17 protein-coding genes are annotated in these 15,918 nt (G+C 57.9%); 10 read left to right on the top strand and 7 right to left on the bottom strand.

Going from position 1 to position 15,918, the window contains the following annotated elements:
* Together CPY64_RS16465 and glmS are read right to left on the bottom strand one after the other, a co-directional pair.
* Window positions 1–570, bottom strand: coding sequence for a sigma-70 family RNA polymerase sigma factor (locus CPY64_RS16465; RefSeq protein ID WP_226791405.1), 570 nt, complete (start codon window positions 568–570; stop codon window positions 1–3).
* Window positions 571–804: 234 nt separating this feature from the next.
* A complete protein-coding gene (gene glmS, locus CPY64_RS16470) occupies window positions 805–2,631 on the bottom strand; it encodes a glutamine--fructose-6-phosphate transaminase (isomerizing) (protein ID WP_042485563.1) in 1,827 nt (608 codons plus the stop codon).
* 201 nt (window positions 2,632–2,832) lie between these two features.
* Between glmS and CPY64_RS16475 the strand changes: the two genes are divergently transcribed.
* Complete coding sequence (locus tag CPY64_RS16475) at window positions 2,833–3,309, top strand: Lrp/AsnC family transcriptional regulator (protein ID WP_042485560.1); 477 nt, start codon at window positions 2,833–2,835, stop codon at window positions 3,307–3,309.
* 183 nt (window positions 3,310–3,492) lie between these two features.
* Here CPY64_RS16475 and CPY64_RS16480 read toward each other — a convergent pair whose 3' ends face one another.
* The 4 genes from CPY64_RS16480 to CPY64_RS16495 form a co-directional block, all read right to left on the bottom strand.
* Window positions 3,493–4,611, bottom strand: a complete 1,119-nt coding sequence (locus CPY64_RS16480; RefSeq protein WP_042485557.1) for a glycosyltransferase family 4 protein — start codon at window positions 4,609–4,611, stop codon at window positions 3,493–3,495.
* Window positions 4,612–4,719: 108 nt separating this feature from the next.
* Entirely contained in the window at window positions 4,720–6,090 is a 1,371-nt protein-coding gene (gene glmU / locus CPY64_RS16485; protein ID WP_042485554.1) for a bifunctional UDP-N-acetylglucosamine diphosphorylase/glucosamine-1-phosphate N-acetyltransferase GlmU, read from the bottom strand.
* Window positions 6,091–6,116: 26 nt separating this feature from the next.
* Entirely contained in the window at window positions 6,117–7,001 is an 885-nt protein-coding gene (locus tag CPY64_RS16490) for a PhaM family polyhydroxyalkanoate granule multifunctional regulatory protein (protein ID WP_042485551.1), read from the bottom strand.
* A gap of 44 nt (window positions 7,002–7,045) precedes the next feature.
* The gene (locus CPY64_RS16495) at window positions 7,046–7,873 is read right to left on the bottom strand and encodes an NUDIX hydrolase (protein WP_009457498.1); all 828 of its coding nucleotides are present in this window, start codon (window positions 7,871–7,873) and stop codon (window positions 7,046–7,048) included.
* 275 nt (window positions 7,874–8,148) lie between these two features.
* On the opposite strand from CPY64_RS16495, the gene coxB reads away from it, so the two are divergent.
* The 5 genes from coxB (at window position 8,149) to CPY64_RS16515 (ending at window position 12,275) form a co-directional block, all read left to right on the top strand.
* On the top strand, window positions 8,149–9,309 hold the full coding sequence (coxB, locus tag CPY64_RS16500) for a cytochrome c oxidase subunit II (RefSeq protein WP_026483582.1): 1,161 nt from the start codon (window positions 8,149–8,151) through the stop codon (window positions 9,307–9,309).
* A 75-nt stretch (window positions 9,310–9,384) separates the two neighbouring features.
* Window positions 9,385–10,992, top strand: a complete 1,608-nt coding sequence (gene ctaD, locus CPY64_RS16505; RefSeq protein WP_009457496.1) for a cytochrome c oxidase subunit I — start codon at window positions 9,385–9,387, stop codon at window positions 10,990–10,992.
* A 17-nt stretch (window positions 10,993–11,009) separates the two neighbouring features.
* Entirely contained in the window at window positions 11,010–11,120 is a 111-nt protein-coding gene (locus CPY64_RS19215; protein ID WP_042485549.1) for a cytochrome oxidase small assembly protein, read from the top strand.
* A gap of 4 nt (window positions 11,121–11,124) precedes the next feature.
* Window positions 11,125–11,349: a DUF2970 domain-containing protein gene (locus tag CPY64_RS16510; protein ID WP_003805158.1), complete on the top strand. Its 225-nt coding sequence runs from the start codon at window positions 11,125–11,127 to the stop codon at window positions 11,347–11,349.
* Between the two features lie 50 nt (window positions 11,350–11,399).
* Window positions 11,400–12,275 (top strand): cytochrome c oxidase subunit 3, encoded by an 876-nt coding sequence (locus tag CPY64_RS16515; RefSeq protein WP_042485545.1) that lies wholly within the window; start codon window positions 11,400–11,402, stop codon window positions 12,273–12,275.
* A 44-nt stretch (window positions 12,276–12,319) separates the two neighbouring features.
* On the opposite strand, the gene CPY64_RS16520 is transcribed toward CPY64_RS16515, so the two are convergent.
* Window positions 12,320–12,526 (bottom strand): twin transmembrane helix small protein, encoded by a 207-nt coding sequence (locus CPY64_RS16520; protein WP_042485541.1) that lies wholly within the window; start codon window positions 12,524–12,526, stop codon window positions 12,320–12,322.
* 28 nt (window positions 12,527–12,554) lie between these two features.
* Between CPY64_RS16520 and CPY64_RS16525 the strand changes: the two genes are divergently transcribed.
* From CPY64_RS16525 to cyoE, 4 genes are read left to right on the top strand one after another with little or no spacing between them, the layout of a single operon-like run.
* Window positions 12,555–13,337 carry an SURF1 family protein gene (locus tag CPY64_RS16525; protein WP_042485538.1) on the top strand — a complete coding sequence of 261 codons (783 nt, stop codon included), beginning with the start codon at window positions 12,555–12,557 and terminating at the stop codon, window positions 13,335–13,337.
* A gap of 37 nt (window positions 13,338–13,374) precedes the next feature.
* On the top strand, window positions 13,375–13,968 hold the full coding sequence (locus CPY64_RS16530) for an SCO family protein (RefSeq protein ID WP_042486076.1): 594 nt from the start codon (window positions 13,375–13,377) through the stop codon (window positions 13,966–13,968).
* Between the two features lie 4 nt (window positions 13,969–13,972).
* On the top strand, window positions 13,973–15,046 hold the full coding sequence (locus CPY64_RS16535) for a COX15/CtaA family protein (protein ID WP_042485534.1): 1,074 nt from the start codon (window positions 13,973–13,975) through the stop codon (window positions 15,044–15,046).
* Complete coding sequence (cyoE, locus tag CPY64_RS16540) at window positions 14,985–15,878, top strand: heme o synthase (RefSeq protein ID WP_042485530.1); 894 nt, start codon at window positions 14,985–14,987, stop codon at window positions 15,876–15,878. The genes CPY64_RS16535 and cyoE overlap by 62 nt, the downstream gene beginning before the upstream one ends.
* Window positions 15,879–15,918: the final 40 nt, after the last annotated feature.

The raw sequence follows: 15,918 nt of genomic DNA on the forward strand, positions 1-15,918 counted from the left end.
TTAGTACTGAGGTTCCTGACGCAATTCGACGACGGTCTGGCAAGCATGCAGGCTGATGCAGCCCAACATGGCTTGTGCCACGTACTTGCGCACCATGCGGCCGGAAATACCCATTTCTGCGCCGACCTCATCGTCTGTCATCTCGCAAATGACGGCCAGGGTAAACGCCTTGGCCGCTTTGGGAGACAGGCCGCTGAGCATGGCGCTGATCTCTTCCAGCGCCTGCAAAATCATGGCCTGACGTTCTGCCGAAGGGTAAAAGTTCTCGGGCGTAGCGGCCAGAATATCCAGCCAGGCCTGTTCAATTTCCTGACGTCGCCACAAATTGATGCACAGGTTTTGCGCTGTCTTGCGTAAGTAGGCGCGGGCCTCGCCAGGACTGGCAAATTGCCAGCGGGAACGGCTGCTTAACAGGCGTACAAAGGTGTCCTGCGCCAAGTCAGCCGCCTGGTCTGCTCCGCCCAATCGATGATGCAGCCAGCGCTGCAACCAGCTGTGGTGGTCGCAGTACAGTGACTCGACCGACTCGGCCGAATACACGCCTGGCAAGGGAAGAACTGAAGATGACACGAGGGTACTCCGCACTACATATAATGAGAATCGTTATCAATTATTATATGGTGCTGTTTGAGCTGTTCGCTAGCAGTGTGTGTTTGGGGCGACACATGGATTGGCCTTGAGACATGCTTCACCTCCTGTCGTTAGGCCCATCCCCCTCTGAAAATCTGCCTGAAATCGTAAAGCGAAGCGGCATGAAAAAAGAGCCGCATCAGCGGCTCTTTACAGTCGATTTAGTCAAAAATCCTATTCGACGGTGACACTCTTGGCCAGATTCCGTGGTTTATCCACGTCTGTACCACGCGAGCAAGCCGTGTGATACGCCAGCAATTGCAAGGTCACGGTGTGCAGGATGGGGGACAACTTGCCGTAGTGTTCAGGCATGCGGATGACATGCACACGTTCGCTGCTGCCGATACGGGTATCGGCGTCCGCAAACACGTACAGTTCTCCACCCCGTGCGTGGACTTCTTCGATATTGGATTTCAGCTTTTCCAGCAGTTCATCGCGTGGGGCGATGGTGACCACGGGCATGGCTTCGGTGACCAGGGCCAAAGGGCCGTGTTTCAGCTCACCAGCGGGATAGCCTTCGGCGTGGATGTAGCTGATTTCTTTCAGTTTCAGCGCGCCTTCCATGGCAATGGGGTAATGCATGCCACGGCCCAGGAACAAGGCGTTTTCCTTGCTGGCAAAACGGTCAGCCCAGGCCATGATTTGCGGCTCCAGAGCCAACACAGCCGCGATAGCGGTAGGCAAGTGGCGCAGGGCTTTCAGGTAGTCGCCCTCCTGCTCCTGATTCAAGTGACCTTTGACTTGAGCCAGTGCAATGGTCAGCAGGAACAAGGCGGTCAACTGGGTAGTGAAGGCTTTGGTGGAAGCCACGCCAATTTCGACACCGGCACGGGTGATGTAGGACAGCTTGCACTCGCGCACCATGGCGCTGGTGGCCACGTTGCAGATGGTCAGGGTCTGTTCCATGCCCAGGCTGCGGGCATGTTTCAAGGCGGCCAGAGTATCGGCGGTTTCGCCGGACTGGGAAATCGTCACCACCAAAGTGCGCGGGTTGGGCACGCTGTCGCGGTAGCGGTACTCGCTGGCAATTTCCACGTTGACGGGGATTTTAGCCAGAGACTCGATCCAGTAGCGGGCGGTCAGACCGGCGTAGTAGCTGGTGCCGCAGGCCAGGATCAGTACATTGTCGATGTCCTGAAAAACCTTGTAGGCCTGGTCGCCAAACAGTTCAGGCGTGACACTTTCAATGTCTTGCAAGGTATCGCCCACAGCACGGGGCTGCTCGAAGATTTCCTTTTGCATGAAGTGACGGTAGGGGCCCAGTTCAGCCGCTGCAGTATGCAGATGCACGGTGTGTACAGGACGATCAACGGCGCGGCCGTCCTTGTCCATGATCCACACTTTATTGATCTGCAAATCAATCACGTCACCGTCTTCCAGGTAGATGATTTGATCAGTCGTTCCAGCCAATGCCAGGGCATCCGATGCCAGGAAGTTTTCGTTCTGGCCCACGCCCACCACCAGGGGCGAACCATGGCGAGCACCGACCACACGGTGAGGCTCGTCCTGACAGAACACGGCAATGGCGTAAGCGCCCGTCAAGCGACGGATGACCTGTTGCACGGCCTCGAACAGATCACCGTTGTACAGGTGGTCGATCAGGTGAGCGATCACTTCGGTATCGGTTTGGCTCTCGAACACGTAGCCAATGCTTTGCAGCTCGGCGCGCAGTTCGTCATGGTTTTCGATGATGCCGTTATGCACCAGCGCAATACGTGCTTTGCCCTTGCCGGAGAAATGCGGGTGAGCATTGTGAGTAGCAGGCGCGCCGTGCGTTGCCCAGCGTGTATGAGCAATGCCGGTAAAGCCTTGCAGATGATCTGCCTTGACCTGTTCCTGCAGCTCGGCCACGCGGTGAGTACTGCGTGCCCGCAACAACTGGCCCTGAGCATGAACAGCGACGCCGCACGAATCGTAGCCCCGGTACTCCAGACGCTTCAGACCTTCCAGCAGCACGGGAACAATATCGCGTTGCGCCACAGCGCCAACAATTCCACACATAGCCAACTCCTGTTCATGGCCCTTTTGGGTGGGCCAGCTAATCAATTCAATCCGCTTATTCTGATCTGAAACAAGGAAAATTTTATGTCTATTTTTTTAGACAAATGAATTAAAATTTCATTCCATAATCAATCTAAAATAAATAGAAAATTAATTTTATTTAACGGAATTTTATTTCATCATAGATAGATAAACATTGTCATGATTGAACTGGATGAGCTGGATTTACGCATTCTGGAGCAGCTGCAAAATGATGCTTCCATCAGCAATCAGGAGCTGGCTTTGCGCGTGCATGCCTCTCCCCCAACCTGCTTGCGGCGAGTGCGTCGTTTAAGTGAACAAGGAGTGATTCGCAGGCAGGTCGCCTTGCTGGACCCGGAGCAACTGGGCCCCAGTTTGACGGCCATTGTGGAGATTACGCTGGATCGTCAGGGTGAAGAATATCTGCAGCAATTCGAGCGTCTGATGGCCCCCGAAGCGGCAGTGACGCAATGCTATCGCGTCTCTACGGGGGTGGATTTCATTGTGATCCTGCAGGTCAGCGACATGACGGCGTATCACAAGCTGGCTCATGCGCTGTTCACCAGCCAGGCGAATATCCGCAATATACGCAGCTTCTTCTCGATTCATCAGGCCAAGTTCGAGACGCGAGTGCCTTTGCCTGCGCCGAAGATCTAAACCAGGCCAAGTTTTTACGCCGAAACGCTATCGGCAATGAACAAGGCATAGGCTGTGGCTGTGGCTGTGGCTGTGGCTGTGGCTGTGGCTGTGGCTGTGGCTGTGGCAGGAATTAAAACACGCGTAAAAGCCAGTACAAGAGCAAAGGGTGGAACGCTCAGCAACCGAATAAAACAGCCGCACTCAGGTTCGTACGCGCTGCTGTACCAGTTGCTGATACAGACGCAAGTAACGCTGCACCATGACAGCAGGGTCATGCTCCTGCTGCACCCAGCGATGCGCCAGCGCTGCCTGTTGCCGCGCTGCTGTCGGATTGCTCAAAGTCTCATCCAGAGCCTGTGCAATGGCTTGTGCATCCCCTACCGCGCATAACTTGCCACGGCCATTATCCAGCAGCTCACTCAAACCGCCCGCCATCGTGGCCGTAACGGGCACGCCGTATACAAAGGCATCCAGAACGCTGGAGCCCAGGGCTTCATGCCGGGAACTCAAGACAAATCCATCCATCAGGCGGTAAGCCTGTTCGGGACGGGCCTCAAAACCAGCCAGCTTGTAGCAGTCTTCCAGCCCCAACTGCGCAATCAGTTCCTCTGCCGCCGAGGTCTCGGAGCCTGACGCACCGAAATGCAAAAACACAAAGTCCTGACGACGCTGATACAAGGCATGAACCGCACGTATCAAAGTCTGGGGATCTTTCTCGGACGTCAGTGCCGCCATCGTCCCCAGAACGTGCAAGCCCTGCGGATTCCACCGCAGCCGCAAGTGGTTCACATAGGCTTCATCCTGCTCGACGTACTCGATGGCACTAGGAATCACATCTACGGAAAAGCCCAGGCGACGCGGCTCTGCCGCTGCTGCCTGGCTGATCGCTACCAAACGATCCGCCTTGCGCCACTTCCAACGCGTGCGTCGCTCCTTGGAAGTCAAAGCACTGTCTGGCTGCTGTCCGCTACGTTGCTCGACGCGTTTGCGGTCAATCGGAAACGCCGTACGGCGCGTAAAGACCACCCGCTTGGGCAGCCAGAAATGCAGCAAGGCCAACCAGCTCATGCAGGACGCGGTTTGGGAGTGAACGATATCAAAACCACGGCCGTGCACCAGCAAATAGCGCAACGCGGCTCCTACAGAGGCGCACTCCACCACGCTCAAACCCTGCTCTTTAGCACGCTTGGCCAGTTCTTCATCACGTCGGGCCAGGAGACTGACCTGATGACCAGCCTGCTGCATCTGCTGGATACTCAGCAGGGTTTGCCGCTCGCCACCGCGCCAGCCACGCTCGAAATTAAGCTGCAGAATGCGCATGGCGAAAATCCAGAATCAGCCCATCCGGGCACTGTGTGCCACAAGCGTACGCAGCAATGCTCCCCTTGCGATGCAAAGGGAGGGATGCCAAAGATGGGCTAACACACATCAAGATTTGCGGACCGGGCGCTTCCAGCCGGACACGCTGCGCTGTTCCGAACGCGACAAGGTCAGCTGATCATCCGGCGCATTGCGCACCAGGGTCGTACCCGCACCAATTGTTGCACCACGGCCAACAGTCACCGGGGCCACCAACTGCGTATCGGAACCAATGAAGGCATCGTCACCAATCACGGTGCGGAACTTGTTCACGCCGTCGTAATTGCAGGTGATGGTGCCTGCGCCAATGTTCACGCGCTGCCCCACATCGGCATCACCGATATAGGCCAGATGATTGGCTTTGGAGCCTTCGCCCAGCTGGGTGTTCTTGATTTCCACGAAGTTGCCCACGTGGGTGTGATTGGCCAGAACAGCACCAGGACGCAGACGGGCGTAAGGGCCGATACGGGCTTCTTCGCCAACCTGGGCTTGTTGCAGATGGCTGAAGGCTTCGATTTGCGTACCGGCACCGATAGTCACGTCACGCAGTACGCTATGCGGGCCGACGCGCACGCCGTCTTGCAGCACAACCGTGCCTTCAAACACGCAACCCACATCAATGAACACGTCACGGCCACATTCCAGTGTGCCGCGCAGATCAAAGCGGGTCGGATCGGCCAGCGTCACGCCTTTTTCCAGCAAGCGACGGGCCTGCTCGGCTTGCCACAAACGCTCCAGCTCGGCCTGTTGAATGCGGCTGTTCACACCCAAAGTTTCCCAGCCAGCAGCCGGTTGAGCCGCTTGCACAGGCACGCCATCGGCAACCGCCAAGGCGATGATGTCGGTCAGGTAGTACTCGCCTTGCGCATTGTCGTTGGTGATGCGGGTCAACCACTCTTTCAGACGGGCCGTAGGTGCAACCAGAATGCCGGTGTTCACTTCTTTCACGGCACGTTCAGCTTCATTGGCATCTTTGTGCTCAACAATGCGTTGCACCGAACCATCTTCACCGCGAATGATGCGGCCGTAGCCGGTGGAGTCTGCCAGCGTTTCGGTCAGCACGGCCACACCTTGGCCACGTGCTTGCAGCAAGCGGCGCAAAGTGTCGGCCTGGACCAGAGGAACGTCGCCATACAGAACCAGCGTCGCGTCCTCTTCCTGGTCGCCACCGACCAGTTCAGGTACCGCCTGCTGCACCGCGTGGCCCGTGCCATGCTGAGGTTGCTGCAAGGCAAAGGCCAGCTCGGCCTGTGCGAAGGTTTGCTGAACGCGCTCGGCGCCATGACCCACCACGACCACAACTTTTTCCGGCTCCAGTTCACGCGCGCTGTCGAGCACGTGGGCCAGCATGGATTTGCCAGCGATAGGATGCAGTACTTTGGGCAGGTCAGACTGCATACGCTTGCCCATGCCTGCTGCCAGAATCACGATATTAAGCATAAAAATTTACCTACTAGGTTGGTCGATCAGTTCTTTTTGGTACTGCTTTTGGTGCTGCGCGTGGCGGTCTTTTTAGCCGCCGTTTTGGTGGCCGCCTTGGCCGCGGTTTTAGCGGCTGCTTTCGCTGCCGTTTTTACCGATTTGGCCGCTGCCGGAGCACTGGTCTTGACAGAAGTCTGGGCATTGGCAGCCGCCGGTTTAGGGGGCTTGGTCGAGCCAGCCGCTTTGGCCTTGGTCGCCTGCTGGCGATAGTTTTCTACCTGCTGCATCGATGCGGCTGTGGCAGTCGCCATGGCATCAAATTGCTGTTGCAGCATGTTCCACCACGCTTGCGCAGCGGAATTGCCTGCACCGGCTTCCTGCTGAGCACCGGGCTGTTTATCTTTGGGGCTGTCCTGCTTGGCAGCCGCTTCGGGCTGTGGCGCAGCCTGTTGAGACTGTGGCGAGGGCTGAGCCGCTGCTGACTGAGATGCCGTATGCACTGCCGCCTCCGGCTTGCTGGCCTGCGCCTTGGCACCGGCTGCATTATCTGCACCCGCAGCACCCGCTGCCATAGGATTGAAGGCCATAAAGGCTTCAAAGGGATTTGCCCCACCCGCCGCCTGCGTTCCTTGCTGCGCCATGGTCTTGATGGCCGCCAAAGTGGAGCGCTGAATCTCCAGACCCTGGATGGTGGTGCCCAGCATGGACAGGTTCAACTGCAACCAGCTTTCCACCGCACGCAAGTCACGAATACGACGATCCAGATCATCGGGGGACAAGCTGGGCATCATGCCCGAGCTCAAATCGCCCGCCCCGCCACTGGCCATGTTTTTCCAGGCCTGCGCCATCATGTCCATGCTGCGCAGCAATGGATTGTTGCCGCCGCCCAGGGCATTGAAATCAGGTATACCAAAAGGATTCGGGTTCATGCGTAGCTCCCATCGGGTTGGTGCCTGCCCGGTGATTCCCAGGTTCAGGCCAGCTGTTCCAGATGCTGCTTGATGCTGTCGATCAGCACCACTTGCGCTTCCAGGGTGAACAAATCTGCTTCTATCATTTGCCAGGCTTCATCCAGCGTCAATAAGCGAAACTCACTAACCTCGCCGTCCATATTGCAGGGCCGCACATCGTCGGCCAACACACAATCGCTGACCAGGGCGTTCTCCACCTGATAGCCTTCCGGCAGGCGACGGTGCATGCGCAAGGACACACGCAAGGGGGTGCAATTGTCCAGCACGGACTCGGCCAAACCCGCTTCTTCATAACTTTCGCGTATGAGAGAGGTATGCAGCGATTCACCGCTGACCGCCAACCCACCGACTAGCGTGTCCCACATATTCGGGTCTGTTGACTTGGTGGGTGAACGACGTGCGGCCCAGATACGGCCGTCTGTGGACCAGCCATTCAAATGCACGGCTTGCGTCAAAAAGCCCAAGGGCCGTACCGCACCGCGTTCAATGCGCGACAGGCACTGCCCTTCTCCGACCACGTCCAGCAACTCGTCACGCCAGGCCCGAATGCAACCGCCTTCCTGCAAACGCAAGGCGACCTGATCCAGGACCTGAGCCAAGCTCAATTCCTGGCTGGGGCAATCGCTCAGACGCAAGACATCTTCTTCAATCGAGACCCCGGGCAAAGGCTCGATACAACGAGCGGCCTTGGGGGTGATCCATCCGGCAACGCGCCCATCAACAGTGACAGGACGGCTGCCCGGCGGGGGCAATTGTTGCAGCTGACTGGTCAAGCTGGCCATGCGCTGACGCAGGGCCTGAGTAAGTGATCGGTTCTGGAACAAAGTCATAGTCCGCGATTGTAATTCAAGCCTTGCCCCATTACGGCTTTTGTAGCGTTTAGTCCAACCTTGTCTTCTAGGGACATACCCTGCCCTTGAAGGCTAAAGCAAGTTCTATATAATTTCCGTGAACAGATAAGCTACTAAAAACTTCGAGCGGACCAGCACTTAGCTGCGACAAGCCCGCCACTGCAACACAGCAGTTTCTTCCAGCGTTGGATTTTTCGGAGCGTTGACGCAGCCGAACCCCGGTTTGGCATGGCAACACCAAAAGAGGGACAACAATGAAGATGTGGAGAAGTTTATTTGCTCTGACCGCCTGTTCGACGGCAGGGCCAAGCCTGGCTCAGATCACCCACATGGAGGGTGGTCCCCGTGTCAATCAGCTCAATTTGCATAACGGGGTGACCCCCATCGCCCAGGACATTGCCTGGCTGCATTGGATGATGCTGATCATCTGTACCATCATCTTTATTGGCGTGTTCGGCGTGATGTTCTATTCCATCATCCGGCACCGCAAGTCCAAGGGCGCGATTGCCGCCCGCTTTCACGAACACCTGGGTGTGGAAGTGGCCTGGACCATCATCCCTTTCCTGATCGTGATCGGCATGGCACTGCCTGCCACCAAAACCGTGGTGGCCATGAAGGACACCAGCAGCGCCGACCTGACCGTCAAGGTCACGGGTTATCAGTGGAAGTGGGGCTACGAATATCTGGACGGCCCGGCCACGGGCGTGAAATACCTGTCCAACCTGTCCACCCCGCGCGCCCAGATTGAAGGCCGCGAACCCATTGGTCCGAACTATCTGATGGAAGTGGACAAGCCACTGGTGGTGCCGGTTAACAAGAAAGTGCGCGTCATGCTGACGGCCGAGGACGTCATCCACTCCTGGATGGTGCCCGAGTTTGGCGTCAAGCAAGATGCCATCCCCGGCTTCTTGCGCGATACCTGGTTCCGTGCGGACAAGGTCGGCACCTACCGCGGCCAATGCGCCGAGCTGTGCGGCAAGGACCACGCCTACATGCCCATCGTGGTGCAAGTGATGGCGCAAGAAGACTACGACAAGTGGGCCCAGGAGCAGAACGACTTGATGACTGCCCAGGCCGACGATCCCAATAAAGAGTGGACCAAGGACGAGTTGACCGAGCGCGGCAAACAGATCTTTGCGCAGAACTGCGTGGCTTGCCACCAGGCCAATGGCAAAGGCATGCCCGGCACCTTCCCCGCTCTGGACGGCGATACGAAGTTCGTGCTCGCCCCCAAGAAAGGCCAGATCGACACGGTGTTGAATGGTCACCCTGGCACCGCGATGGCTGCTTTCCGCAATCAACTGACCGATGTACAGATTGCTGCGGTCATTACCTACACACGCAATGCCTGGGGCAACGCTGGCAAAGGGCCTGACCCTGTCGTGATGCCCGCCGACGTCAAGGAGCAGCGCTAATTCTGCGCGCGCCGCCTATCACACTATCAATCTATCCCTGACTACGGCCAGGGGGAGTGCAGCAAGGAGTCAAGCATGAGTAGCGTCACCGTCGACCATGTAGCGAACCCGAGCGGACATGATGATCACCATCATGCCCATGCCACCCCTAGCGGCTGGCGTCGCTGGCTGTTCGCCACCAATCACAAGGACATCGGGACCATGTACCTGATCTTCTCCTTTGTGATGTTGCTGGAGGGCGGCGTGCTGGCCTTGCTGCTGCGTACCGAACTGTTCCAGCCGGGCCTGCAGTTTTTCCGGCCAGAGCTGTTCAACCAGTTCACCACCATGCACGGCCTGATCATGATTTTCGGCGCGATCATGCCGGCTTTTGTGGGCTTTGCCAACTGGATGATTCCGCTGCAAATTGGCGCATCGGACATGGCTTTTGCCCGCATGAACAACTTCAGCTTCTGGCTGCTGCCCGTAGGCGCGATTCTGTTTACCGCGTCCTTCTTTGTGCCGGGCGGCGCGCCTGCCGGTGGCTGGACCATGTACGCCCCGCTGTCCTTGCAAATGGGACCAGGCATGGACTTCACGATTTTCGCGGTCCACATTCTGGGCGCGTCCTCCATCATGGGGGCCATCAATATTGTGGTGACGGTATTGAACATGCGCGCGCCTGGCATGACGCTGATGAAAATGCCGCTGTTTTGCTGGACCTGGCTGATTACCGCTTATCTGCTGATTGCCGTGATGCCCGTGCTGGCCGCTGCCGTGACCATGCTGCTGACGGACCGTCACTTCGGTACACACTTCTTTAACGCCGCCGGTGGTGGTGACCCGGTTCTGTACCAGCACATCTTCTGGTTCTTCGGTCACCCCGAGGTCTACATCATGATCTTGCCGGCCTTTGGCATTGTCTCTGCCATCGTGCCTGCCTTCTCGCGCAAAGCTTTGTTTGGCTATGCCTCCATGGTGTACGCCACCGCCGCCATCGCGATTCTGTCCTTCCTGGTGTGGGCCCACCACATGTTCTCCACCGGGATGCCGGTAACCGGGCAACTGTATTTCATGTATGCCACCATGCTGATCTCCATTCCGACCGGGGTGAAGATCTTCAACTGGGTAGCCACCATGTGGCGCGGTTCGCTGTCCTTTGAAACGCCCATGCTGTTTTCCATCGGCTTTATCTTCGTGTTCACGATTGGCGGCTTTACCGGCCTGATCCTGGCCGTGGCTCCGATTGATATTGCGGTACACGACACCTATTACGTGGTGGCTCACTTCCACTATGTGCTGGTGGCCGGTTCCTTGTTCGCCCTGTTTGGCGGTGCCTACTACTGGCTGCCCAAGTGGACCGGCCGCATGTACAACGAGCGTCTGGGCAAGATCCACTTCTGGTCCACCATGATCTCGTTCAACGTGACCTTCTTCCCCATGCACTTTCTGGGTCTGGCGGGCATGCCACGTCGTTATGTGGACTACGCCGGTCAGTTCACGGACTTCCACCAGATTGCCACCATTGGCGCCTTCTGGTTCGGCCTGTCGCAACTGCTGCTGATCTACATCGTGATTCAGGCGGCGCGCGGCAAGGGTGAAGTGGCCAGTGCCAAGCCATGGGAAGGCGCAGAGGGCCTGGAATGGACGGTGCCCTCGCCTGCCCCGCATCACACATTTGAAGTACCCCCTGTCGTCAAGTAACACTGGAGGAACGCCGTATGCCCCCCGAACAACGCCGTCGCAACCGCCGTCTGGGATTGCTCCTGGCCGTGTTCGTCATTGCCGTCATGGCCTGGACCTTTCTAAAAGGCAGTCAATTTTTAGGATAGTGATATGGATGACGATTTTCGGGACCTCACACGGCGCAAGCTCAGTTTTTTCCAGACATTGAAAGCCATTGCCTGGGGATTTTTTGGAGTCCGTCGTGGCCGCGACCATGAGCAGGACATTGCCAAGATCAATCCGGTCTATCTGATTATTGCCGCCTTGATCGCCACGGTTGTTTTCGTTGTGGGCCTGATTATGGTGGCCCGCTGGTTCATTGGTCAGGCCAGCTGAACCCTGGCCGGATACTGCGCCCAAGGGCACATGACCCGAAGGAGAACACTATGCATGTCGAGACTACGGCTCACCCGTCCAAGGCGCCGTATTACTACGTCCCCGGCTTGTCGGGGCATCCGGTACGCGCCAGCATTTCCCTGTGCCTGACGCTGTTGGGTGCGGCTACCTGGATCAATAACTGGCCGGGCGGCTTCTGGGTGTTTCTGGTCGGGATTCTCAGCTTCTTGCTGGTGCTGTTCTTCTGGTTCAGCGACGCCGTGCGCGAGTCTGAAACGGGTCTGAACAGCACGCGTGTCGATATCTCCTATCGCTGGAGCATGTCGTGGTTCATCTTTTCCGAAGTGATGTTTTTTGCGGCCTTTTTCGGAGCGCTTTGGTATACCCGTGAAATTGCCACGCCGCTGTTAAGCGACCTGGATCACCGCGCCCTGCTCTGGCCTGACTTCACCGGCACCTGGCCCAACCAGGGCCCCGCTGGCACTGTCGCCCCGTTCCAGACCGTAGGCCCGCTGTGGCTACCTACGATCAATACGGCCTTGCTGCTGACCTCGGGCGTCACCCTGACCATTGCTCACCACGCCTTGCGTGCCAGCAAGCGTGGCGGCGCGATCTTCTGGCTGTTCATGACGGTTGCGCTGGGCTTCGCCTTTGTGGCCTGCCAGGCTTACGAATACATGCACGCCTACGCCGAGCTGAACCTGAAGTTCACTTCCGGTGCGTACGGGGCCTTGTTCTATATGTTGACGGGCTTTCACGGCTTTCACGTGATTATCGGCGCCACCATGCTGACGGTGATGCTGATACGGCTGATGCGCGGCCACTTTACCGCCGAGCACCACTTTGGTTTTGAAGGTGCCGCCTGGTACTGGCACTTTGTGGACGTGGTGTGGCTGGGCCTGTACCTGTACGTCTACTGGTTCTAGTGATTCATGCCCCAGGCCCGTTTCTTCGGGCCTGGGTTTTTACTTCAGGCCAAGGGCACGCCGGTGCTTTCAATCCAACCCAGATAATGGGCCAGCAACACAAACAGGAACAGGGCCACGGACAAACCCACTCGCCAGGTCAGAGCATAGGCCATGCGATTGGAATTACCCCGGTCGCGCATCAAATACACCAGGGCCGAACCCAGCGAAACAATAATCCCCAGAAACACGATCAGGACTAGCACACGCATTACGTCTCCCCCGCTTCAGGTTGAATTGATGTCCAGCAACAATCCTCGTTCTTCTTCGACTCGATCCCTGCTTGCCCTGGTTTGTCTGGGTTTGCTGATGCTGCTGTTCATTAGCCTGGGACGCTGGCAACTGAGCCGCGCGCAGGAACGTCAAAGCCTGGCACAACAAATAGAACAAGGCCGCCAGCAAGCTCCCCTTCATATTGATTCCCAGGCCAGCCTGGATAAAGGTGCCTTGTGGCAGTCTGTCGCGGTGCACGGCTCCTGGCGCAGTGAGTTAACTGTACTCCTGGATAATCGCAATTTCAAAGGTAAGCCGGGCTACTGGATTGCCACCCCTTTTGTGCTGGATGAGGGCGATTTGGCGGGCTCCAGCCTGCTCGTGCTACGTGGTTGGCTGGCTCGCGTACCGGGACAAACCCCTAGCGTTCCGGCTGCGCCTTCCGGCTCCGAAACCATTTCGGGCGAGTTGATGGAACGCGTTCCGCGTCTGTTTGAGCTGGGCAGCAGCCCCTTGCCCCAACACTTGCCCGACTCGTCGGGCACGCCCCCTGTCGTGCAGAACCTGGCCCTGGAAGATCTGCGCAGCCGCATTGATCTACCTGTGCTGCCGCGTGTACTGGCCCAGACCGCCCCCGCCTCGGAGCTGCAAACCAATTGGCCCGACCCGAATATCGACTTTGAAAAGAACCGGGGCTATGCACTGCAATGGTTCGGTTTTGCCCTGATTGCCCTGTGTGCCTGGATCGGTGTAGCGTGGAAATGGCTGCGACGCTCCAGGCCCAACTCTGCCCCTACAAGGAAAACCTGACGTGGACACGACTCAAACCCCTGCCCGCCCGCGTTCCATGACTCCGCTGTATCTGCTGCTGGCGATCAGTCTGGCACCCGTGCTGTTTGCACTGGCCGCCTACTACATGCCTTCATTGGGACTGCGGCCAGACGAGAGCAATGCCTACGGTCAATTGATTGAGCCCCAGCGCAGCGTGCCTGAACCCGCCGCCCTGCCCCTGCGCAATTTGCAAGGCGAGGCCTTTGATCTGCAATCGCTGCGCGGTCGCTGGGTACTGGTCAGCGCCGATGAAAGCGCCTGCCCCGAAAGCTGCGTGCGCAAGCTGTTCATCCTTCGCAACTCCCACGCCAGCCAAGGCAAGAACGTGGATCGCCTGGCTCGTGTCTGGTTTGTGACCGACCAGGGCCAACCAACCGAGCAAATTCTGGAGGCCTATCAAGGTACGCATATGCTGCGCGCCGATCCGCGCCAGCTGGCCGAATTTCTGACTCCTGACGCTGCTGGCAAGGCCCCCGAACAAGCCGTCAAGAATGGCATGTGGATCATCGACCCCAATGGCAATTTGATGATGCTGTTTCCCGGCGATGCCGACCCGCTCAAGGTTCGCACCGATATACGCAAACTGCTGAACAATTCACGCATCGGATAAGTTTATGGCCGATATCCGCCAACGCTACCGCAAGCTGGTTTACCTGACCTGGTTCCTGACTTTGGACCTGATCATGTTTGGCGCTTTTGTGCGCCTGACAGATTCCGGTCTGGGCTGCCCGGACTGGCCCGGTTGCTATGGCAAGCTCACGCCGCTGGGCGCGGGCGCACATATCGAACAAGCTTATCAAGCCATGCCCTATGGCCCGGTCAGCTGGGGCAAGGCCTGGATTGAAATGATCCACCGCTATGTAGGCGCGGCCCTGGGCATGCTGATTATTGCCATTGTCTGGATGGCATGGCGGCACCGCCATACGCTGGGCCATTCGGCACGCCTGGCTCTATTCACCTTGCTGGCGGTGTGCGTGCAAGGGGCCTTTGGCGCCTGGACCGTGACCCACAAACTGATGCCCATTATCGTCACCACCCACTTGCTGGGCGGCATGAGCGTGCTGGCCTTGATGACCTGGCTGGCGGTACGCGAGAACCCCGGGCCGCCTGTGTCCCCGGTAACCCGCCGCTGGCGACCCTGGTTGATCGGCGCATTTCTCCTGCTGACCTTTCAGATTGGTTTGGGTGGCTGGGTCAGCACCAACTACGCTGCGCTGGCCTGCATGGACTTCCCGCAGTGCCACGGCCAATGGATACCCGAGATGGATCTGCACGGCGGATTCTCGCTGTTCCGCGCGCTGGGCGAGCTGCCTTCCGGTGAAATGATTTCCCAGGCCGCGCTGATCGCCATCCATTGGGTTCACCGCAATATGGCCTTTCTGGTGTTTCTGGTTCTGGGTTCCGTTGCGTGGAAATTACGCGCCGATCCCATATTGCGTCGCCCCGCAACTTTGGTCCTTTTGCTGCTGCTCGCCCAGCTCATCACGGGGTTAACCACGATCTTTTTCCAATGGCCTCTTTTGATTGCCGTCCTGCATAATGGGGGAGCTGCCGGTCTCGTTTTATGCTGCGTCACCCTGTTGGTACGGCTTTCCCGCAAGTCGACTGTCCCCCAAGGAATACAGTATGACAAACACCGCTACCCTGGCTCCCGCCTCACTCCTGCGCCAGTATCTGGTACTGACTAAACCCAGAGTCACCCAGCTGGCTGTTTTCTGTGCCGTTATCGGCATGTTTCTGGCTGCTCCCGGCCTGCCCGATCCGGGCACCGTGGTCGCGGGCACGCTGGGCATATGGATGCTGGCGGCTGCCGCCTTTGCCATCAACTGCCTGATCGAAAGCCAGATTGATGCCCGCATGTTGCGTACCGCTCGGCGCGGTACGGCACGCGGCACCATTACCCCGCCCCAAGTCCTGGCCATGTCCGGATTGCTGGGCGGCATGGGCATGCTGGTGCTGTATTACTGGGTGAATCCGCTGACCATGTGGCTGACCTTGGCCACCTTCATTGGTTATGCGGTGATCTATACCGTGATCCTCAAACCCCTGACCCCACAGAACATCGTGATCGGTGGTTTGTCCGGTGCCATGCCCCCTGCCCTGGGCTGGGCCGCCATTGCCAATGCCGTACCGGCTGAAGCCTGGCTGCTGGTGCTGATCATCTTCATCTGGACGCCCCCGCACTTCTGGGCATTGGCGCTCTACCGTCAGCACGACTACCAGCGCTCCGGCCTGCCCATGCTGCCCGTCACCCACGGCAAAACCTTTACGACGCTGCATGTGCTGCTCTACAGCTACATCCTGATGGCTTCCAGCCTGCTGCCCTTCATCATCCGCATGAGTGGTGTGCTGTATCTAGTGGCTGCGATCTTGCTGGGCGCACGTTTCATTCAATACGCCCATCAACTGCACCGCAACTACAGCGATGAGCTGTCCCGCAAGCTGTTCCGCTTTTCCATTATTTATCTGGCCGTCCTTTTTGGGGCGCTGCTACTGGATCATTGGGTGCGTTTGATCTGACCGACCCCGCATTAAAAAAGCGAGCCAGATTTGGCTCGCT

This window comes from Alcaligenes faecalis (genome assembly GCF_002443155.1).
Classification (GTDB): Bacteria; Pseudomonadota; Gammaproteobacteria; order Burkholderiales; family Burkholderiaceae_B; genus Alcaligenes; species Alcaligenes faecalis.